Origin of the sequence: Enterococcus sp. CWB-B31 (assembly GCF_020567645.1) — a bacterium.
In the GTDB taxonomy this organism is placed as follows: domain Bacteria; phylum Bacillota; class Bacilli; order Lactobacillales; family Enterococcaceae; genus Enterococcus_L.
In genome coordinates this window covers 123,981-143,539 of record NZ_JAJDJW010000006.1, presented here as the reverse complement: position 1 = coordinate 143,539, position 19,559 = coordinate 123,981, and the positions used below count along the sequence as shown (strand labels likewise).

The 19,559-nt window shown below is 38.5% G+C and carries 12 protein-coding genes and 3 pseudogenes; 3 read left to right on the top strand and 12 right to left on the bottom strand.

Annotated features, from left to right (window positions below; all coding sequences use genetic code 11):
• Positions 1–139: 139 nt before the first annotated feature.
• The 5 genes from LI954_RS07985 to LI954_RS07965 form a co-directional block, all read right to left on the bottom strand.
• Positions 140–2,125: an ABC transporter permease gene (locus LI954_RS07985; RefSeq protein WP_229444127.1), complete on the bottom strand. Its 1,986-nt coding sequence runs from the start codon at positions 2,123–2,125 to the stop codon at positions 140–142.
• A 5-nt stretch (positions 2,126–2,130) separates the two neighbouring features.
• Positions 2,131–2,886, bottom strand: a complete 756-nt coding sequence (locus LI954_RS07980) for an ABC transporter ATP-binding protein (protein ID WP_202065342.1) — start codon at positions 2,884–2,886, stop codon at positions 2,131–2,133.
• A 117-nt stretch (positions 2,887–3,003) separates the two neighbouring features.
• Positions 3,004–3,996, bottom strand: coding sequence for a sensor histidine kinase (locus tag LI954_RS07975; protein ID WP_229444126.1), 993 nt, complete (start codon positions 3,994–3,996; stop codon positions 3,004–3,006).
• Position 3,997: 1 nt separating this feature from the next.
• Positions 3,998–4,675, bottom strand: coding sequence for a response regulator transcription factor (locus tag LI954_RS07970; RefSeq protein WP_202065344.1), 678 nt, complete (start codon positions 4,673–4,675; stop codon positions 3,998–4,000).
• Between the two features lie 444 nt (positions 4,676–5,119).
• Complete coding sequence (locus tag LI954_RS07965) at positions 5,120–5,926, bottom strand: carbonic anhydrase (RefSeq protein ID WP_229444125.1); 807 nt, start codon at positions 5,924–5,926, stop codon at positions 5,120–5,122.
• A gap of 266 nt (positions 5,927–6,192) precedes the next feature.
• On the opposite strand from LI954_RS07965, the pseudogene LI954_RS07960 reads away from it, so the two are divergent.
• A pseudogene (locus LI954_RS07960) lies at positions 6,193–6,384 on the top strand (transposase); the annotation flags it as partial.
• Between the two features lie 844 nt (positions 6,385–7,228).
• Here the strand turns inward: LI954_RS07960 and LI954_RS07955 are convergent.
• The 3 genes and pseudogenes from LI954_RS07955 to LI954_RS07945 all read right to left on the bottom strand — a co-directional run.
• The gene (locus LI954_RS07955) at positions 7,229–7,894 is read right to left on the bottom strand and encodes a hypothetical protein (RefSeq protein ID WP_202065346.1); all 666 of its coding nucleotides are present in this window, start codon (positions 7,892–7,894) and stop codon (positions 7,229–7,231) included.
• Complete coding sequence (locus LI954_RS07950) at positions 7,872–8,564, bottom strand: cell division ATP-binding protein FtsE (protein WP_229444124.1); 693 nt, start codon at positions 8,562–8,564, stop codon at positions 7,872–7,874. The genes LI954_RS07955 and LI954_RS07950 overlap by 23 nt, the downstream gene beginning before the upstream one ends.
• Positions 8,565–8,645: 81 nt before the next feature.
• Positions 8,646–9,217 (bottom strand): annotated as a pseudogene (locus tag LI954_RS07945) (IS30 family transposase); the annotation flags it as partial.
• 5 nt (positions 9,218–9,222) lie between these two features.
• Here LI954_RS07945 and LI954_RS16215 point away from each other — a divergent pair.
• A pseudogene (locus LI954_RS16215) lies at positions 9,223–9,566 on the top strand (transposase); the annotation flags it as partial.
• Positions 9,567–9,741: 175 nt separating this feature from the next.
• On the opposite strand, the gene gshAB reads toward LI954_RS16215, so the two are convergent.
• The 4 genes from gshAB to LI954_RS07920 all read right to left on the bottom strand — a co-directional run bounded on the left by gshAB (position 9,742) and on the right by LI954_RS07920 (position 16,931).
• Complete coding sequence (gene gshAB / locus LI954_RS07935) at positions 9,742–12,012, bottom strand: bifunctional glutamate--cysteine ligase GshA/glutathione synthetase GshB (protein WP_229444123.1); 2,271 nt, start codon at positions 12,010–12,012, stop codon at positions 9,742–9,744.
• Positions 12,013–12,699: 687 nt separating this feature from the next.
• On the bottom strand, positions 12,700–13,413 hold the full coding sequence (gene treR / locus LI954_RS07930) for a trehalose operon repressor (protein ID WP_202065364.1): 714 nt from the start codon (positions 13,411–13,413) through the stop codon (positions 12,700–12,702).
• 195 nt (positions 13,414–13,608) lie between these two features.
• Positions 13,609–14,259: a beta-phosphoglucomutase gene (gene pgmB / locus LI954_RS07925; RefSeq protein ID WP_229444122.1), complete on the bottom strand. Its 651-nt coding sequence runs from the start codon at positions 14,257–14,259 to the stop codon at positions 13,609–13,611.
• Positions 14,256–16,931: a glycoside hydrolase family 65 protein gene (locus LI954_RS07920; RefSeq protein WP_229444121.1), complete on the bottom strand. Its 2,676-nt coding sequence runs from the start codon at positions 16,929–16,931 to the stop codon at positions 14,256–14,258. The genes pgmB and LI954_RS07920 overlap by 4 nt, the downstream gene beginning before the upstream one ends.
• Positions 16,932–17,255: 324 nt before the next feature.
• On the opposite strand from LI954_RS07920, the gene treP reads away from it, so the two are divergent.
• Positions 17,256–19,253: a PTS system trehalose-specific EIIBC component gene (gene treP / locus LI954_RS07915; RefSeq protein ID WP_202065377.1), complete on the top strand. Its 1,998-nt coding sequence runs from the start codon at positions 17,256–17,258 to the stop codon at positions 19,251–19,253.
• The last annotated feature ends 306 nt before the right edge of the window (positions 19,254–19,559 follow it).

Here is a 19,559-nt window from a genome sequence, read left to right as displayed (position 1 = left end):
ATTGTAGAATATGGGAATGTTCCCATGTCAAGATGAAAAATTAGATAATGGAGATGGCATCCCCCCTCCATAGCTAGCATACAAAAAAGTCCGAAAGAAATCCCCTTGATTTCTTTCGAACTCAATTTAAATCTGCCTCTCATCGTTCTACCAGTCGATAATAAACCTTAGAAGTTCGCCAGTAGATAATGAAGTAGCTCAGAGCAAAGACTGCAATACAGACTGCCGTCGTCAACAGCAGTAATGACGTATTCGTCAGACCAAACAGAACAAGCAGTTTCCTGATCATCGGAAAAGCAAAAGTCAGATGAATGACTGCAACTGTAATTGGCAGGAAGAAAACCAGCAAGATCTGATACTGAATTGTTTTATGAACTTCTTTGCGGCTAAGCCCAACCTTCTGCATAATTTCAAAACGATTGTGATCATCATTTCCTTCTGAAATTTGTTTATAGAAGATAATCAGAGTTGTCGCGATGATAAAGCTCAGCCCAAAAATCACTCCAATAAACAGAAATCCCCCTAATACAATGCGGTTCTCTTCTCTGTCCTCATCTATAGAAGAAACAGTCACATCCTCTTCTTCTCCGGCTTTTGCTCTCAACTCTGTTCTTAAAGCCTCTGTCATTTTCAGCCGCTGCTCCAAGGAACCATCCAGTTGAAAGCTAATAGTACTCTCTGAATCAGCAGTAACAGTATAAGAACTGTCCTGAAAATCTTCAATAATTTTTGCGAGGATCTCGTCATATCTTTCGTCTGAAACAAACATTAGAAAAGAGTTTGAGCTTTCATCCTCTGTTTTAGGCGCCATACTGAAATTATCCAACACCTCATTCACAAGAAAGACCTGCGTTCCGATTTTAAACTCTTGTGACGTATAGTCTCCGTAGAGAGGATATAGCAGAATGTCTTTTCCAGTTAGTTCAATGTTCTCTCCTTCCACGCGGTTATACTCGCTTAGTTTAAGTAATTGGAATCCTCTCATATCTTTATAGTTGCTAAGTGTTTCTTTAGCCGGAACAAATGTATCTTCCTTAGCCTTGAACATAATGATTCCCTGTGATGAATGAACATATTGCAAATCCTCCACAGAAAGGTTATGAGCTTCCGCAGCAGCATACAATGATTCTTTTACTTCCTCTATGGGCAGTACGGTCTCTATTGTATTTTGAAATGGATTTCTGTTGCGAATGATGTCCTCCCGCCCCACATAAAGAGAAACTGTTGAAGAGATGGTTACCAGCGCCATTGTACAAAGGATACAAATACTTGCCAGTCCTGCACCATTTTGCTTCATTCGAAAAATCATTCCTGAAACAGAAATAAAATTAGACGGTTTATAATAGAACGAATTGTTCCGCTTCAGCAATTTCAAAATAGTAATACTGCCGGTTACAAATAAGCTGTATGTCCCGATAATGACCAGAATTACTGCGATAAAAAATTGCGTCAACGCTTCCAAAGGGGATTGAATAGTCAACGAAATAGCATATCCGCTGCCTAAACAAATAATCCCTATCAGAGCAAACAGCCATTTAGCTTTCGGCTCCTTCTCTCCCGATTTCGCCTGCTCCAACAATTCAATCGGCTTTGTTTTCCTTACCTGCCACATATCATAAAGAAAGGTACTTAAGAAAATTCCGGTAAACAACAGCAGAACTCTTAGTACAGAGGAAAAAGATAAATCAAAGTCAAATTCGTCCCCAAATGCTGTTATCTTTTTTAATATTAAAAACGTTAATTTAGAAAAAATAATTCCTGAGACTATTCCCCCAACCATAACAAGTAAAAATACATAGAAATTTTCAAACAGCATCATCACTGTCAGATTTTTTTTATCCATTCCCAGAATGTTATAGAGTCCCAGTTCCTTCTTTCTTCGTTTAATCAGAAAACTATGCGTGTAGAAAGTAAAAATCACCGAAAAAATCATGATGATTTTGCTTCCCAGACTAAACATCATTTTTACAGACATTGCCTGCGGGAGAGTATTCATTCCTTCATTATGAAGCATCACCTGCATGATAATATTTAAAATAACTGTAAACACCGTCGCCAGAATAAAAGGAAGATAGACAGTTCGGTTCTTCTTTAAATTATTGTATGCTAAACGTAGGTACAGCATCTCCATCACCCCTTCGCCAACAGTGTCGTCATTGTTTTAGATATTTCATCCAGCAATTGTTCATTTGTCTTCTGCCCTCTGTACACCTGATGGAAAATCTGGCCGTCTTTCACAAATAGAATTCGATTTGCTCTACTGGCAGCAAGTGCACTGTGGGTTACCATTAAAATCGTCTGATTCTGCTGGTTAATCTCCTGAAAAAGCGTCAGCAGGTTTTCTGAACTTTTAGAATCCAAGGCTCCTGTAGGCTCATCTGCTAAAACAACCTGCGGCTTCGTGATCAATGCCCTTGCTACTGCCACCCGCTGCTGCTGTCCTCCTGAAATTTCATAGGGATATTTTTCCAGAAGCTCTCCAATTCCCAGAATCTCAGCTAAAGGAAATAAGCGTCTCTCCATCTCACTGACTGCTGCTTTCGACAGTACCAACGGCAAAAAGATATTATCCTTCACAGAAAAATTATCCAGCAAATTAAAGTTTTGAAAAACAAAGCCGAGGTTCTCCCTCCGAAACGCTGCCAAATTCCCTTCAGGAATTTCTGTAATATCTTTTCCCTTCAATAATACCGATCCTTGTGTCGGTATATCCAATGTTGCCAGGATGTTAAGCAGGGTACTCTTCCCTGATCCTGATTCCCCCATAATTGCTATGTATTCTCCTTCTTCTACTTGAAAAGAAATATCTTTCAGCGCAGTTACCTGATTTCCGCCAAAGCGGGTCTGATAAATTTTTTGTAAGTGTGTCACTTCAAGTATTGCCATAGTATGTCCTCCTCTGCCTCATTTGAGTAATCGGCTGTTTCTCATTTCCCATATTAAACAAAACAGCAGCCAAAGACTACTTACACTTTAGCTGCCATACTTACAATGCTGTAAGGTTCATTCAATTTGATAGAGATGCTGGCTCAAATCCAGCCAGACCTTTGTCCCTTTACCAACCTCCGACGTAATATGGATAGTATGACCCAGACTTCTCATTACTTCGTCACTCATATACAATCCAAGTCCCGATGCTTTTTGATGATTATGTCCGTTATACCCTGTATACCCTTTTTCAAATATTCGCTGTCTATCCTCAGGCAAAATTCCGATACCGCTATCTGCAATAATAAGCTCCTTTGAATTCTCGGGATTGGCATAAATACGAATACCGCCGCGTTTGGTATACTTAATTGCATTTATCAAAATCTGCTCCACTACAAACTGCAGCCACTTTTTATCACTGATAACCGACTGCTTGGTCTCCTGAAAAGAAAACGATAGATTCTGATAAATAAAAAACGTTGCATACTTTTTTACCGTCTCTTTAATGAGACGATCAATGTCTATCGTCTCAAAAACAAAATCAGTCTCTGTATGATTTAGACGCAAATACTGAAGCATCATGTCCAAATACTGATCAATTTTAAACAATTCCTGTTTTAGCACTGTATGATCCAGCTGATTTTCCTGCATTTTTAAATTCAAAACAGCCAATGGTGTTTTAATCTGGTGACTCCACATGCTGTAATAGTCCATCAGCTTGTGGTTAATTCGCTTAGATTCCCCAATCTCCTGCCGGTATTCTTTATCTAGACTGTGCAGCATTTCTTCATAATCCTCTTCAAGCAATGTACTGCCGCGTTTCCTATCCAGCACATGAAGCTTTACAGCTTTCTTTCTGCCGTCCAGCTGCTGATGTTTTGAATAATATCGATAGAATTGTACTGCGGCAATGACTGCCAGCAGAAAAAAGGAAAACAGCAGCGCATCACTATACGCTTCAAAAGGAATATCATGAAGGAAAAACGTTACGCCAAAAATTAAAATAAATCCCATGTATGTCAAAAGTGCAATCTTCTGATCCAACAGATAACGAATAAACACTCTCATGTCATTCTTCCTTTCCGAGATAGTACCCTTTCCCCTTTTGCGTTTGAATAAATACATCCAGTCCTATATCACTGACTTTCTTTCTAAGTCGCGCTATGTTCACCGAAAGCGTGTTGCTGTCGACAAACGCTTCATTTTCCCAAAGCTTCTCCATAATCAGCTCTTTCGGCACTACTTTTTCCGGCTGTCGAAACAGCATATCTAAAATTTTTGTCTCATTCATTGTCACGGGAACACATTGTTCTCTACAGCAAACTTCAAAATCCTCAAGATTCAGGATATAGTCGCCATAGTTCAATGTCCGAACTTCTACCATCACAACATTTCTTCGCATAATTGCCTGAATTTTTGCGACAAGCACTTCCAGGTCAAAGGGTTTTGCAATAAAGTCATCCCCACCCATGTTCATTGCCATAACAATATTCATATTATCACTGGCAGAAGACAGGAAAACGATTGGAACAGCTGACTGTTTGCGAATTTCTGTGCACCAGTGATAACCATTATAAAAAGGCAATGAAATATCCAAAATTACCAAATCCGGCTGGAAAGCCTCAAACTCAGCCAGTACATATTGGAAATTTTCAACTGCGAGTACCTCAAAGTTCCATTTTTTCAGATAAGCAGACAATGTTTCAACAATCTGTCTTTCATCTTCAACAATAAATATCTTTTTCATAAGCTTTTCCCTCCACTCAACGCATCCGATAGTCTCAGCTTTACGTTTCTTCCAAAGCTGTTTCTTCAGCCTGTTCTTATCACAAGCTTACTTCTAAATCTGCAGCTCTGCCAACAAAATTTTCTTCAGCTCATCAGCTAAATCTTTTTTAGTGTACCATAAATTATAGAGAATATAATGGGACCGAGGGAGGAAATCAGTTGGTACGAAAACGCCGCTTTTAGCTTTTTTCCCACTTTTCAAGTGTATGTCTCTCACAAATAATTTTCTTCCTGCAGCCTAATTTCCTTGTATTCATCGTTCCCCATCTGTTTTAATACTTTCTTTTTTTACCTTCAAAGAGATGGATGATTTAGACTCTAATCAACATTAAAAATAAAAAAACAGCTTAGTTCCTCTTACAAAATCCCAGAGAAACCAGCTGTTTCAATAATGCTGTCTTATTTATTCTGTATATTCAAGTATCACCCGTTCATTCAGCGGCTGTGTTTCTCTATTGTTGTGAGAATACAATTTTTTAAACGATTCAATCTGCTCTGCTGATACTTCTACAGGATTCTTCATTACATACCATTCTACATTTTCATTTAATGGCGGAGTAGTTAAAGAACCAAGGTAATGGTAGTAGCTTTTATTTGCCGGAATCATATCCTCCAAATCAGTGATAGGATCTGTTTTTTCATTATTAACATCGTCAAGAGCTTCCTGAAATCCTTTGTTTTCAGCTCCTTCTTTAAAGAACACGCCAATTACAGCAATACGCCCATCTTGGGCAATGTTAACAAAGTGCGCTTCTAAAGGATAATGCTCTCCATCAACTGTATGTTCACTTTCTGCATGAAAATGAAATTGTGTCAGAGTAAAATTACGACCATTTATCACTGCTTCACCACCAGCAGTAAATTGAATACTGTGACCGTTATTCTCTGCTTTGGTGATATCTATTCCATAATCCAGCTCAATTGTTCCTTTATCCGGCATTATTGCTTCTGCCTTGCTGCTTGGAATATCGATTGGGGACTGCATATCTCCCGCTGTAAACTCCCAATTTTCCTGATCATCATAATCAAGGTGCTCTTCGGCTTCCTTTTTCTCACTGCTTTCTGTAACAGCTGCAGTGCTTGATTCTGATTGTGAAGCGGTTGTTTTTTCTGTTCCGCAGCCTGTGATAGAAACACTCACTCCAATTAATACGGTCATTGCTAAAATCTTTTTCTTCATCATTTCATCTTCTTTCTGTAAATTATCCATTGCTTACTATACTCTCTTTTTAAAAAAAATAAAGCACTTTTTAGATTTTATCAACTATTTCTTTTAGGAAAAATTGACAAAAGAAGCAAAAGAAAACTCCTTCGTTACATTGCAGTACATCAAAAAAAGTCTCTATACTATCTAGTATTGGTGAGGTGCCATTCACTGTACTTTTTCTTTTTGAAAAAAACAGAAAAGACCTCTTGAAATCCGTTAGAATTAAAGTCAACCAAAACCGACCTAAAGAAGTGTTTCAAGATGTCTCTATCCGAGCCTATCAAAGATTTCCTTATTCGAACGGTCCCTTAGAATGTCTCAATAATCATAGTAAAGTATTGAAGCGAATGACCTATGGGTTTCACAACTTCACCAATTTCAGAGAGCGGATCTTTTTGTATAGAAGAACCTATTTCCTCAAGAAGAAACCAAAAGCAACACTGAAAAAGCAAGCAGGATGACATAGATTTCCTCCCTGTTTGCTTTCTCTAGCGTATTTCTTTTACCAACACTAGCATCTTGACAACATTATATTTTTGTTTTTTTAGGATAAAAACCAAAAAAAGTGAGTAATTCCATGAATCAAAAATATCAGGTCAATCTGAGTGAAATTGAACCTCGTAGAATCTGTTAGCAGAAAAACCATTCGTGTCCTGTAAAAAACACAACTTAAGCCTCACTAAAAAAAGCAATGGTGTATTTCTAAAAAAGAGTCCGGACATTTTGTCACAGCCATGGAAAACATCATGGAAGCCTACGCTCGTCCATATGACCCGGACTGTCCACTCATTTGTATGGACGGAGAAGCCCTACCAGTTATTATGTCATTGACCCGTTACCTATGAAGGGTGGGTAGATACAAAAATAGGACTACGAATACGAGCGCAAAGGAGTATTCAATATTTTACCCCTCACTGGCTGGCGCCATGTCAGTGCTCAACAAACACGAAAGAAACAGGTCTGGGCAGAAAAAATAAAGGAACTGGTAACCCTATACTATCCCAAGGCAAAACGAATTCGCTTAGTAACAGATAACTTGAACACCCATAGTATCAGTTCCTTGTATAATGGCTTTGCACTGGAACTTGCACAGCGCTTAGATAATTCATCATACACCCAAACACGGGAACTGGCTGAATATTGCCGAAATTGAAATTAATGTGATTACCCAGCAGTGCTTAAACAGACGAATTCCAACACTTCATGACTTGAAGCAAGAACTCAGTGCGATTGAAATTTATTTATTGATAAAGATTTAAAAATTTTTGACAATCTAGTATTCTTAAATCCAACAATATCTTTGATTTAGTTAATAACTCTTAATATGCTTTTATTAACAAAAAATACACTAATTATGAACACTACTACCATTCCCGAGATAGACCAGAGTATTGTTTCTATGCTAAAAATAGGAATGCTATCCTTAAATAAATGTCCGATTGGAAACATATTCCCTAGTAAAAAGACAAATTTATTTATAGCCATTCTAGACAGTAGATACCCTATAGTCCCCAAAAAAGGTAGACCAAACAATACTTCAACTATCATTTCAAAAGAAACGTAAACAGGAGTAGCCCCTAATAGAAGTTTTGTCTCAATATCATCCTTTTGAATAATAATCTTTTGACTCAGATAAACAAAATATCGAAAAATTCCCAAAATTAATAATCCAACGATAAACATAAATAAGCTCGTTTTTACTGTTAACAATAAAAAATTTAAATCAGGTTCTTTATTTACAGCCTGTAACTCATTAACTGGTGAATTATTAGTTGATTTTTCCCTTGTTTTAGAAATGACACGAAAAAGATTGAACAAGTGTAGCAGTAGAAATTCAAAAAAGAAAAAAATCAATGTTGCAATGTCACTATAGAATGTTTCTTTAGCTGCCCTACATCTAATTTTCAAGCTTCTATAAAAAAAATTTTTGACATAGATAACATAATGTTTATTCTTTATAGTATTGTCCATTTTTTTCATCCCTTATTATTTTTCCGTTATCTAATTCAATAACCCTAGAATTTAGCTGATTAACTATTCTTGAATTATGGGTAGCCATAATAATTGTTTGGCCTAATGCGTTTACCTTATTTAAATAATTCATTATCTCATTTGCATTACTTGGATCTAAATTAGCTGTGGGTTCATCAGCAATGAGTATTTTAAAATTTCCAACTAATGCTCGAGCAATTGCTACTCTCTGCTTTTCACCACCTGACAATTGATTAGAAAATCTTTTTTTCAAACCAACTAAATCAACCGCTTCCAAAGCATCCAACACTCGCTTTTTAACTTCTTTCCCAGTGTAGATTCCTTGTATTTCTAATGGATACGCTACATTTTCGAACACATTCAAGCTTTGAATTAATCGGAAATCTTGAAAAATAAAACCGATATTTCTCTTATAATTCCTCATTTCCAATTGATTATTTTGATTCATCAGTTTCTCATTGAAAAAAATCTCGCCTTTGCTAATCCTCTTTTCGAAAGATAATGTTTTCAAAAGTGTTGTTTTTCCAGAACCACTTTTCCCAACAACAAAAACAAATTCTCCATCTGCAATTGAAAGATTTATTTTGTTAAGAATTAATGTATCCTCAATAATTTTATTAACATCAACTAATTCAATTATAATCAACATCTCTCCTTCTAACTTTTAGATTACTTTAAATCACTTTGAATATCAATATATTTTTTATTTATAACTTAAAAATCTCAAATATCAAATTAAGATAGACAAATCATTGTTACTAACGTAATTCAAGAATACTTCTAAATGGTGTTTTATTAATTCAACGATTTTCTTGGGATATTATTTCTCTTGGATGTTACTGATTGAATAAAGGTTTCGTCCACTAAATTAAAGTCCATAGCTTTTGATAAACCATCTTTACGCAATAAACCGTTAGAATTCTCATTCAACCCTCGTTGAGAAGACGTTCATGAATCTGCAAAATAAATATCACTGTCATTATTATTGCTAATTTTCTTCCAATTTGAAAATTCTTTTCTACAATCAAAAGTGATCGATTTGAATAGATTTTTAGGTACAAACTGAAACCAATAATCTAATCTGTTTTCAATATCTTTTACCTGTCGTTCAGATGGCTTTAATATGATAATCACTTTTGATAGACATTCAACTGAGGTAGTGACTGTACTTTTATGTTTCTGACCGACGATAGTATTACATTCAAGGTGACCAAACTCCTCTGCAAATAAGGTATAGTCATTGGTACGTTCATGAATAGAGCGACGGAAAGCTTGTCCTCCTCGTTTTTCTTGATAACCATCAGTGCTGCTCTCACTGTCAAGCGAAGAACAAGCAGACCATTATCAAATGGGGCTGAAAAAAAGTCACTCTCTTACTCAATGATGCCAGTAACTGCAAAACCCTGCTCTCTCTTAAAAAGCAGCGCTTTTTCTGTAAGGATTGCTTTCATTACGCACTTACTTTTCCCGTTATTCTAGGAAAGAGCATGCACACGTTTGTTTAGTCGTTACTGATTTTTACAGTCCCTATCGTACGTTAGTAAAGGAGCTGTTTCCTAATGCTTCCATTGTCGCAGATCACTTTCATATCAGCCAACACATGGGGCTACAACACAGAATTCAAATAATGAAGCGATTCAAAAAAATCGACCTACACGCTCTTCTGTCCTCTTTAGTATGACAGGAAATAGCGTGTAGGTCGATCGTTTTTTTCTTTTCATTCTGTTTGGTGAGGGCGTTAGCCCTCATGAGTGTTTGTCCCGACCTCCTTCTATTTTACTGAAGACCTATTTAAACAGATTTCTGTTTTTTTGAGGTTGACTTATTCACTCAAACAACTCTGGATACAATAATTTCAACACATCCATTGTCAAATGACGACCCACTCCAGAATAAGGGTATATATGCATATGCATTGCCGGATTGAAATTAGCTTCGATAATTCCATAAGTATTGCTTTTTTTATCAGCCGGAATAGATTTATCGGGAATGATTAAATCAATTCCGCATATTTTAGCCCCTAATGCTGCCACAGCTTCTACAGCAAGCTTCTTATAACTTTCATCAAACTGATCCGTCACATCAATGGAATCGCCGCCGGTACTGATATTAGAATTTTCTCTCAGATAAACCACTCTTCCCTTTTCAGGTACAGCATTCACCACCAGATTCTGTTCCTTCAGCATCAGCCGCTCCAATTCACCTAGCTGGATCAGCTCTAAAGGCGCCCGATGGTTGCTGCCTCTTAAAGGATGAAGGTTCTTTTCTGCAACCAGCTCTTCTATTGACCGGACACCGTCTCCCACAACATTAGCAGGAATGCGCAGCAAAATAGCTTTTACTTCATTATCCAACACAAAAAATCGATATTCTGTTCCCGGCATAAATTCTTCAACGAGAACAGAGTCATCTTCCTTAAACGCAATGTTCAAGGCTTCCACATAATCTTTCCCTGAAGCACCGTCTTTAAAGATAGATATCCCAAGCCCATAATTTGTCGATTTTGGCTTTACAACAAATGCCTGCTTCTCATATCTTAAATATGCCCGTTCTGCTTCTTCAATTGAAGAAAACTCCTCCCCACCTGGCACACGAAAGCCAGCCTGTTCCAACACCTTTTTTGTGACTGTTTTATTTTCCATAATCAAAGGAACAATATAACTGTCTTTACTGGTCATATTCGCATTCTTCACATACTCAATATGCCTTCCATGCTTCAATTTCAGGAACTGTTCCTGCTCATCAAGAATATCTATTTCCAGCCCCTTCTGAATTGCATCAAAAAGAAACAGCTGTGTGGATAACTCCATATTTCTGAACCCGGCAAGCTGATAGGGACGCTCAAAAGCTAGTAAATGGTATTCTTTTCCATAAACAATTCCCAGTTCATGGTTAGAATTTGCTTCAATGATTGTCCACATTTTACCTGAAATAGTCATTTCAGGCATTCTTAGCTGTTCATGATAGGTTGTCAGCATTTCTTTTTTACCGTAAATTCCTAATTCAGTAACCATTTCAATCATTTCAGAGAAAAGCCTGTCACCCTCAGCCAATATATTCACTGTTGAAAAAGGATGCCCCAGCGCTACCTGTTCATTCAACAACTCACCGGTTGCTACCCATTCATCTGCACTTTCTTTTTCATCTGTCCATAGTAAAAACAGCATAAATAAATGCATAAATTCAAGCATTTCTTCGTCGATACCAAAGGGTGCGAACGGATTTAAATCAATATTCCTCAATTCAATATAACGAATGCCGGTCTGCGGCAAATCTGCCATGGATTTTCCGCCTCTCAACCGGACTGGAGCGTAAAACTCCTTCTCTTCGGACAGAATCCCATTTTCCACCATCGTTTGAATATCATCAATATACCCTTCCAGCGTTTCATAGGACACACGGACATTCTCCCTATTCCGATAGCCAAAAGAACTGTTGCGCAGACTTCTTACCGGCTCTGCGGGATGCTCTTCTTTAGCCGTAAAGTACCCCGGCTCACTAACAACCGAGGCACCAAATAAATACGTAATCAGCCAGCGGTAACGAAGATAATTACGTGACGCCTTCATATAAAGAATGTTTTTAAACTCTTCAATTGACTTAGCCTCTTCCTGTACATGATACATTTGAAAAATTAAGCTTTCTGCATATTCAAAATTAAAGTGAATCCCGCTGACCATTTGTTTTCTTTTTCCATACTCTCTAGCCAAATAGCGTCTGTAAAGAATCCCTTCATACTGATCTAGCTTTGCAATTTTGATGTCCCGCTCATTTTCCGGAAGTTTCGGCGGCATACTCATTGGCCACAGCATTTCCTCTCTATTCATCGAACGAATGGTCACATCATGAATCGCTGCAAGATAACGCATAACCTCAGTAATCGAATCTGCAACAGGGGTAATCAGTTCCACCTGTGTTTCACTGAAATCCGTTTGAATATACGGATGATAGGAACGATTGCCTAGTACTGAAGGATGATCTGTTTGAGCCAGCTGACCGTCCAATGTCACTCTCTGACTCTCTTTTTCAATGCCAAAACGTGCTGTCAGCGCATAAGGACGAACGCTGTCTTTATTTAGTATCTCTTTAAAATTCATCTTTTCGCCTTTCTGTCTATATAACTTTTTACATTACTTACTATTATATAGAAAATTGATCTAAAAGAGAATCTTTCTGACCCCTTAAATAGAATTAAATAATTAATTCTTTGTACTCATTCAGCACAAAAACTCCGAAAAAAGTTTCGGAGTTCGCCTCTCTTTGTTGGCGGTCTGTCTGAAAACTATTGAGAAAATACGTTTGTATCAAGAATTAAGCAGTGTGAGACTCGTAGATACAAGATTTTTCTGTAGTAGAAAGTCAGTTAGCAGAATTGCCAGTCTCACTAAGATAAATAATCTAGTAAGATGGTATACGCAGCTCTGATAGGGATTAATTGGTCAAAATTTATTCCATATGTAAAGAGATAGCTGTATGCGAACGACAAGCTTTGAATATGTTAACATTCAACCTTTAAACGGCATCTGACCCTTGATCCAGCAGAATGCTAAATGCATGACAATCACTGTTAATTTATAGTGGCGCATATCTAAGGCTCGTTTGCATAACTTACTCCTGTACTTTTGACAAATGCTCATCGCATATTCAGCATTCTCATATGTAACACTATTGGATATGCTTCACATTTCTTGGATTAGAAGAATCACTTAGTTTTAATTCGATCCATACACCAGCCCATATCTAGTTTTCTGAACAGAGTCGCCACTAAAATTTTCAGACAGATTCTAACCTTTTCTGCGTCGGGCAAATTCTATAAAACGGAATTTATCCAGTCGATGAATAGATTCAGTATACTCAAAACAATTAGTATTTTCCAGATACACTAGGCTGCGGACAACAACCACATGACTGTCGCCATGGAGTGTCATCAGCTCCTGCATTTCCTGTGTTACCGGTTCAGCAGTGATCTCTTTTTGCGCATAGGAAATATCCAGTGACAGATCATTCTCAAAATAGTCATAGATTGAATCTTCCGCTCTGTCTTCAGGCAAATCCGGAATCACAGATTTTAACAAATAATCCTTATCCAAAATAACTACTTCACCATCAATTTTTCGCTGTCGAATCAATTTCCAAACGGGATCTCCCACCGGCCAGCCGGTTTTTTCATTTAACTTCTCCGTCACAGGAACCTCTTCCAACACACGAACAATCGTTTCACTGGGGATTCGCTGTGCTTCTTTCAGCTCTTTATAACTAGTCAGACCGGCAATCGGAAAATCAAAACGATTCAAGTCCAAAACAATAGAGCCTTTCCCCTGTTTTTTTTGAATATATCCGGCATTCAATAACAAATTCAACGCTTTACGAATCGTCTCTCTCGAAACACCGTAAATTTGTATTAACTGATTCTCACTTGGTAAAAGGGAATGTGCAGGATACTCATCTGCCAAAATTTTCTTTTCCAGATCAAGGAAAATCTCATTAAACTTATTCATACTATCTCCTACCTCCGTCGATAGTTATTATAATGTCTCTGAAATTAAACTGCAACCCTTGTATATCCTTTTATTACAGCTATGAGAGCCGTTTCAAAAAATATTTCCCAAATAATTTAAAAAGAAAAACCTTTCACAATGATAGAATTTTCCAAATCTTGTCATTGTAAAAGGTCTGAAATCATTAGCTCCAGCTTATTTCTTCAGCAACTCATCGATAGCCAATTCATCCAGCCGATAAACCAGCTGATCAGCGCCTAAAAGTTTTTCATTTTCGACAATACCCACCGCATACATCCCTGCGGCATTGATTCCGTCAATGCCTGCCTGAGCATCCTCAAAACCAACAGCTTCCTGAGGCTGTACAGCTAATGCTTCTGCTGCTTTTAGAAATATCTCTGGATCAGGCTTCCCACGATTTAGAGTATCTGGATCTACAATATAGCTGAAATATCCGGTTACTCCCAGCTTTTCTAAAATTACCGGGGCATTTTTCGAAGCTGAAGCAATCGCACAAGGGATTTTTCTTTCCTTTGCCTGACTGATAAACTCCTTCACTCCCGGCAATAAATCTGCCGGAGATAACGTTTGTAACAACTCTACATAGTGGTCGTTTTTCTTTTCCGCCAGCTGCTCTTTCTCTTCTTTGGAATAGACAGTTTCTTTTCCGCCATAAGCTAGAATCCGATCCAGTGAGTCCATCCTGCTGATTCCCTTCAGCTGTTCATTGAATACTGGGTCAATGGTAATGCCCAAGGTTGCCCCCAAATCCTTCCAGGCTATATAGTGGTATTTTGCTGTATCGGTGATGACCCCGTCAAGATCAAAAATGAATCCTCTTCTCATTTGGCACTGACTCCTTCATAAAAAAGTTGCTGCGATTGCCCACTTTCCAGAGAAACAGTTTCTCCTTTAATAGTGACTCTTACCGACTGATCCGCTTCAATTTGAATCTTCTCTTTATCTATGACCAGTTGATAATGGACCCCGCGAATATTTAAACGGAACTTCAATTTCTCCCATGTTTCCGGCAGCTGCGGTTGGATTGCAACTTCCTTTTGACGAATATCAATCCCGGCAAAAGTTGTTAGTGTAATAAACAATGTGGCAGCCATCACTCCGGCATGAATGCCTTCCGCTGTCGTTCCGCCCTGTATATCCTGATAATCTGAATACAGCGCCTCCTGATACAAGTTCCAGGCAAGCTCTTTATCCTCAACAATGGAGGCCAGTTGAGAATGCACTATTCTGGATAACGTTGAGCCATGAGAAGTTCTGGCCAGATAATAATTCAAGTTCTTCTCAAGATAATCCTCCGGCAGCTGATAGCCCATATCCGCTAAAATCTGATCCACCTTATCTTTGCGGAAATTATAGAAAATCATCAACGAATCAGCTTGTTTAGCTACCTTATATTCATCAGCCGAACATCCTTCCGCACTTAAAATACGATCCATTCGATAGATATTTCCATACTTTTCTTTATAGTAAGTCCAGTCTATTTCTTTCAAATCAAAATAACCGGCAAATTGAGCAATAACCCCTTCCGAATTAATTTCCAGATTCAAGTCATGTCGGATACGATTCATTTGAGCCAGATCCTCTCTGGTCATTTCCGCTTTTTTCTGCGCTGCTGCTAAATCATCAGCAGAATAATTCAGATACAATGCTTCGATTTCTTCAAACAGCCAAACGACCATCATGTTAGTATAAGCATTGTCTGTCAGACCACCCTTTTTACTGCCTGGATACGCTTCATGGAATTCATCCGGACCCATCACTCCAGAAATTGAATAGCGCCCAGTCTTATTGTTATATGCTGCAATACTCAACCAGAATTTTGCAATTTCCATCAGCAATTCAATACCATGATGAATCATGAATTCTTTATCTTCAGTATTGTTATTATACAGCCAGACATTATAGGCAATTGCCAAAGATACATGACGCTGCAGACGGCTGTGATCTTCTCCCCATTCACCGCTGATCGGATTTAGATGCAGCTCCTGTGACTGCTCTGTTCCATCCAAACCGGACTGCCACGGGAACATCGCTCCCTGATAACCGGCTTTGGCAGCACTGCTTTTGGCAGCAGGCAAACGATTGTAGCGATACATCAACAACTGCCGTGCTGTTTCCGGAAAATGAATAATATAGAACGGAAGAATAAACAGTTCATCCCAGAAAATATGTCCTCGATAGGCTTCTCCATGCAGTCCGCGAGCAGTAATTGAAGCATCCAAAGTTGGATTAGCTGTTGGAGAACCTGAAACTAATATATGGTAGGTGTGAAGATGCAGCATTTTTTCAGACATCATATCCCCTTCAACCATAATGGCTGTTTCCTGCCAATAGTCTTTCCACACTTCAGAAGACGCTTTATACATACTATTAAAATCAGAAATTTCGAAAGCCTCAAACTCATGGCTTTTTTGTTCTTCCCCTTTTTTATAAAGATGGACAGCTACACTTTTTTCAAGTGTGTACTTTTGACCCTCCGCCATTTCGACGGACATCGATTGGATCACCTTTTCATCCGTTGTTTCAGAGATCAGTTCAGACAGGTCCATTGTTGAGCTGAAAAGCTGTGCTTCCTGAACAATTGTAAATGCCGACTCTAGTGTTTTTGCCTGTAAACGGCTCCTCATTGCCTCTGCTGCAGTCTCAGTAACTTTTAAATGCTGCTTTGTCAGACTGCGGTAACGAGCCACGTTATAGTTAAAAACTGTTCCATCTGCTTCAGTAGTAATTGTTACTTTTCCATTGAAATTAAGGGGCATGACTTCATAAGACAAGCTGTATTCATGCATATTGGCCATACTGACTACACGCTTCACCGTGACTTTTAGCTGACTTCCGGCAGAGGTTTCCAGAATACTTACTGCTTCAAACAAACCGGTTCGCAAATCCAAACTTCGTTTAAAAAATTTCACTGTTTCCTGCGTGAAGTTCACTATTTCTCCATCAATTTCCAGCGAAATATACTGCAGATTTGGCGCATTGACAAAATCCTCATTTTTAATTATCTGACCCTCTATCTGTGACTCGGCTGTATTATACAGCCCTGCAAGATATGTCGCCGGATAGGTATCTTTTGTAATTCGCATTTCCGGTACTGTGCCTCTTAACCCAATAAATCCGTTTCCAGTGGTTAATAAGGATTCAGCAGCATACTCATCTTTTCCCGTACGAAAATCATGATAGACTAAATTCCAGCTGCAGTATTCTGCTTCCTCTTTCAGTGAAGCCTCTACAGAATCCTTAACTGCTGACGCAAAAATAATCGGTTTATTCAATGTTTCTTCTAATATCAGGCGAAATTTATCTACTTCTTGAAATTCCATGAAAGACTCAGTTTCAGACCAATTAATTATACCCCCATCAAAAATACTGCCTTTCAATTCTTCACGAATGTTTGCTGCGTTTTCTACCGTCAGTTGACCTGAAAATGTCAACGTTCTTCCTTCGACTAACACCATCAGCTGTTCATTTTCTTTGTGTATTTCTATATAATTCATAAGATACCCCTCCGAAACTTGTCTATACATGTTCACCAACAATTATACAATTCCATTCTTTCTTTTTCAAGCGTTATTATCTTATTTATTTTTGTACTTGAGGCTCTTCAATCCATTTATACAACTACAAATCCCCTTGATATATCAGTATTATCAATATTATTTATTTCATCTGTCACAAATCTTACCGAAAAGGGATATTTCCTCCAAAAAAAATCTATATTCCTTTTAAAGTAAAACGCTTGCATTTTCCTGTATAAGCAGTTATGATTAAAACGAAATAAATCAACTTGTGTATACAAGTTAACGAAAGGGGTTTTTCTGATGGGTAAATACTCAGCAGATGCTGAACAGCTATTAAAGGATATTGGCGGGAAAGAAAATATTGCAGCTGTCAGTCATTGTGCCACTCGTATGCGTTTCGTTTTAAACGATCCTTCGCTGGCAGATGAAAAAGCAATTGAAAATATTCCAAGTGTCAAAGGAATGTTTACCAATGCCGGACAATTTCAAGTCATTATTGGAAACGATGTGCCATTATTTTTTAACGATTTTTCTGCAGTTTCAGGTATTGACGGTGTTTCCAAGGAACAGGGAAAAGCAGCGGCAAAACAAAATCTAAATCCGATTCAACGTGCAATAGGTGTATTGGCTGAGATTTTCACTCCAATTATTCCAGCAATTATCGTTGGGGGATTAATTCTTGGATTCAGAAATGTTTTGGAAGGCATTCAATTCAGCGGTTTGGGCGGACAAACCATTGCTGAAGCTTCCACATTCTGGAATGGTGTCAACTCATTTTTATGGCTTCCCGGTGAAGCAATCTTCCATTTTCTTCCTGTAGGAATTACCTGGAGTATTGCGAAAAAAATGGGAACTACACAGATACTGGGAATTGTTTTGGGGATTACACTGGTTTCACCGCAGCTTTTGAATGCGTATGGCGTAGCGGGTGCTGCTGCTGCCGATATTCCATTTTGGGACTTTGGTTTTGCACAAGTACAGATGATTGGTTATCAGGCACAGGTTATTCCGGCAATGCTGGCAGGATTTATGCTTGCTTATCTGGAAATTTTCTTCCGGAAAGTTATCCCGCAAGCTATTTCAATGATTTTCGTACCGCTCTTTGCCTTAGTCCCAACTATTCTGGCAGCCCATGTTATCTTGGGACCCATCGGCTGGGCTATCGGTAACGTTATTTCAAATGTCGTGAACACGGGGCTGACGTCTGCCCTTAACTGGCTGTTCGGAGCAGTCTTCGGCTTCTTATATGCGCCTTTGGTTATTACAGGACTTCACCATATGAGTAATGCCATCGATACACAGCTGATTGCCGACTTCCAGTCAACGAACCTTTGGCCAATGATCGCATTGTCAAATATCGCTCAAGGATCAGCGGTTTTGGGAATTATCTTCCTGCACCGCGGCAATAAAAAAGAAGAGCAAATTTCTATCCCATCTATGATTTCCTGTTACCTTGGTGTCACAGAGCCGGCGATGTTCGGGATTAACTTAAAATATGTATATCCATTTGTTGCAGCAATGATTGGCTCAGGATTGGCGGGGATGTTCGCTACCCTTATGGGCGTTCGGGCAAATGCGATTGGTGTCGGAGGGCTTCCAGGTATACTTGCTATCCGTGTTCAAGATTGGCTGCCATTCATTATTTCTATGGCAATTGCCATTGTCCTTCCGTTCTTTCTGACTATTCTCTTCCGTCGCCAGGGAATTTTTAATAAAGTGGAGCCAGCAGATGAAGAAACAGGTGAACTATACGTAGATGAACTGGCTATGGCCGGTAATGTACCGCAGAGCTTCGCTGCTGATTTAGCAGCTGCAGAAACTACTGCAACTGCTGTACTGAAAGAAGAAACACTGTTCTCTCCTGCTGAAGGAGAAGTTATTGCTATTACTGAAGTAAATGATCCTGTATTTTCACAAAAAATGATGGGTGACGGCTTTGCAGTAAAACCTGTAAACGGGAAAATATTTGCACCGGTTGCAGGAACAATTACAACTATTTTTGAAACTAAACATGCCATCGGAATATTAACAGATACCGGTCTGGAAGTACTCGTTCACATCGGATTGGATACAGTTGAATTAAACGGCGAACCTTTTACTGTACACGTTAGAGAAGGACAAAGAGTCACTTCTGACACATTGCTGGCTGACGTCGATTGGGACCAGATTAAAGCAGCTGGAAAAGGAACAGATATCGTTGTTGTCATGACAAATAGAGAAGCTGTCTCCGGCATCACTTTGGCTAAAAAGGGCGCTGTTTCAGAAAATACAGAAATTGGCATCGTTACAGTTAAATAATTGCTGTTAAAGGGAAAATTAAAAGAGGTGGTTCTTTGCTCGGTCAGCAGAGAACCATCTCTTTTTTCTACTTTTGAAAAGGACTTCTTACACTTGTTAAGCTTTTCAACTGTTGAATAATCACCTGTTACTGCATGTAACAATACAAAAGAAAAATCTTCTTCACAGAGAATAACAAATTTACCGTCACTGTCCATTGTAGTAATTAAGCAGGAAAATAGGGAGAATCTCTCTGTTCGGTCGAATAGATACCATGGTAATCAGAGGGCTTTGAGGTGTAAATAGAAATACCGATGCTTATAGAAC

Excerpts from the sequence above, each read along its gene's own strand:
- LI954_RS07955 (WP_202065346.1), bottom strand. The coding sequence starts at position 7,894 with ATGGACAATACTATAAAGAATAAACATTATGTTATCTATGTCAAAAAT.
- treR (WP_202065364.1), bottom strand. The coding sequence starts at position 13,413 with ATGAATAAGTTTAATGAGATTTTCCTTGATCTGGAAAAGAAAATTTTG.
- LI954_RS07980 (WP_202065342.1), bottom strand. The coding sequence starts at position 2,886 with ATGGCAATACTTGAAGTGACACACTTACAAAAAATTTATCAGACCCGC.
- gshAB (WP_229444123.1), bottom strand. The coding sequence starts at position 12,012 with ATGAATTTTAAAGAGATACTAAATAAAGACAGCGTTCGTCCTTATGCG.
- pgmB (WP_229444122.1), bottom strand. The coding sequence starts at position 14,259 with ATGAGAAGAGGATTCATTTTTGATCTTGACGGGGTCATCACCGATACA.
- LI954_RS07970 (WP_202065344.1), bottom strand. The coding sequence starts at position 4,675 with ATGAAAAAGATATTTATTGTTGAAGATGAAAGACAGATTGTTGAAACA.
- LI954_RS07975 (WP_229444126.1), bottom strand. The coding sequence starts at position 3,996 with ATGAGAGTGTTTATTCGTTATCTGTTGGATCAGAAGATTGCACTTTTG.
- LI954_RS07950 (WP_229444124.1), bottom strand. The coding sequence starts at position 8,564 with ATGTTGATTATAATTGAATTAGTTGATGTTAATAAAATTATTGAGGAT.
- LI954_RS07985 (WP_229444127.1), bottom strand. The coding sequence starts at position 2,125 with ATGCTGTACCTACGTTTAGCATACAATAATTTAAAGAAGAACCGAACT.
- LI954_RS07920 (WP_229444121.1), bottom strand. The coding sequence starts at position 16,931 with ATGAATTATATAGAAATACACAAAGAAAATGAACAGCTGATGGTGTTA.
- LI954_RS07965 (WP_229444125.1), bottom strand. The coding sequence starts at position 5,926 with ATGGATAATTTACAGAAAGAAGATGAAATGATGAAGAAAAAGATTTTA.
- treP (WP_202065377.1), top strand. The coding sequence starts at position 17,256 with ATGGGTAAATACTCAGCAGATGCTGAACAGCTATTAAAGGATATTGGC.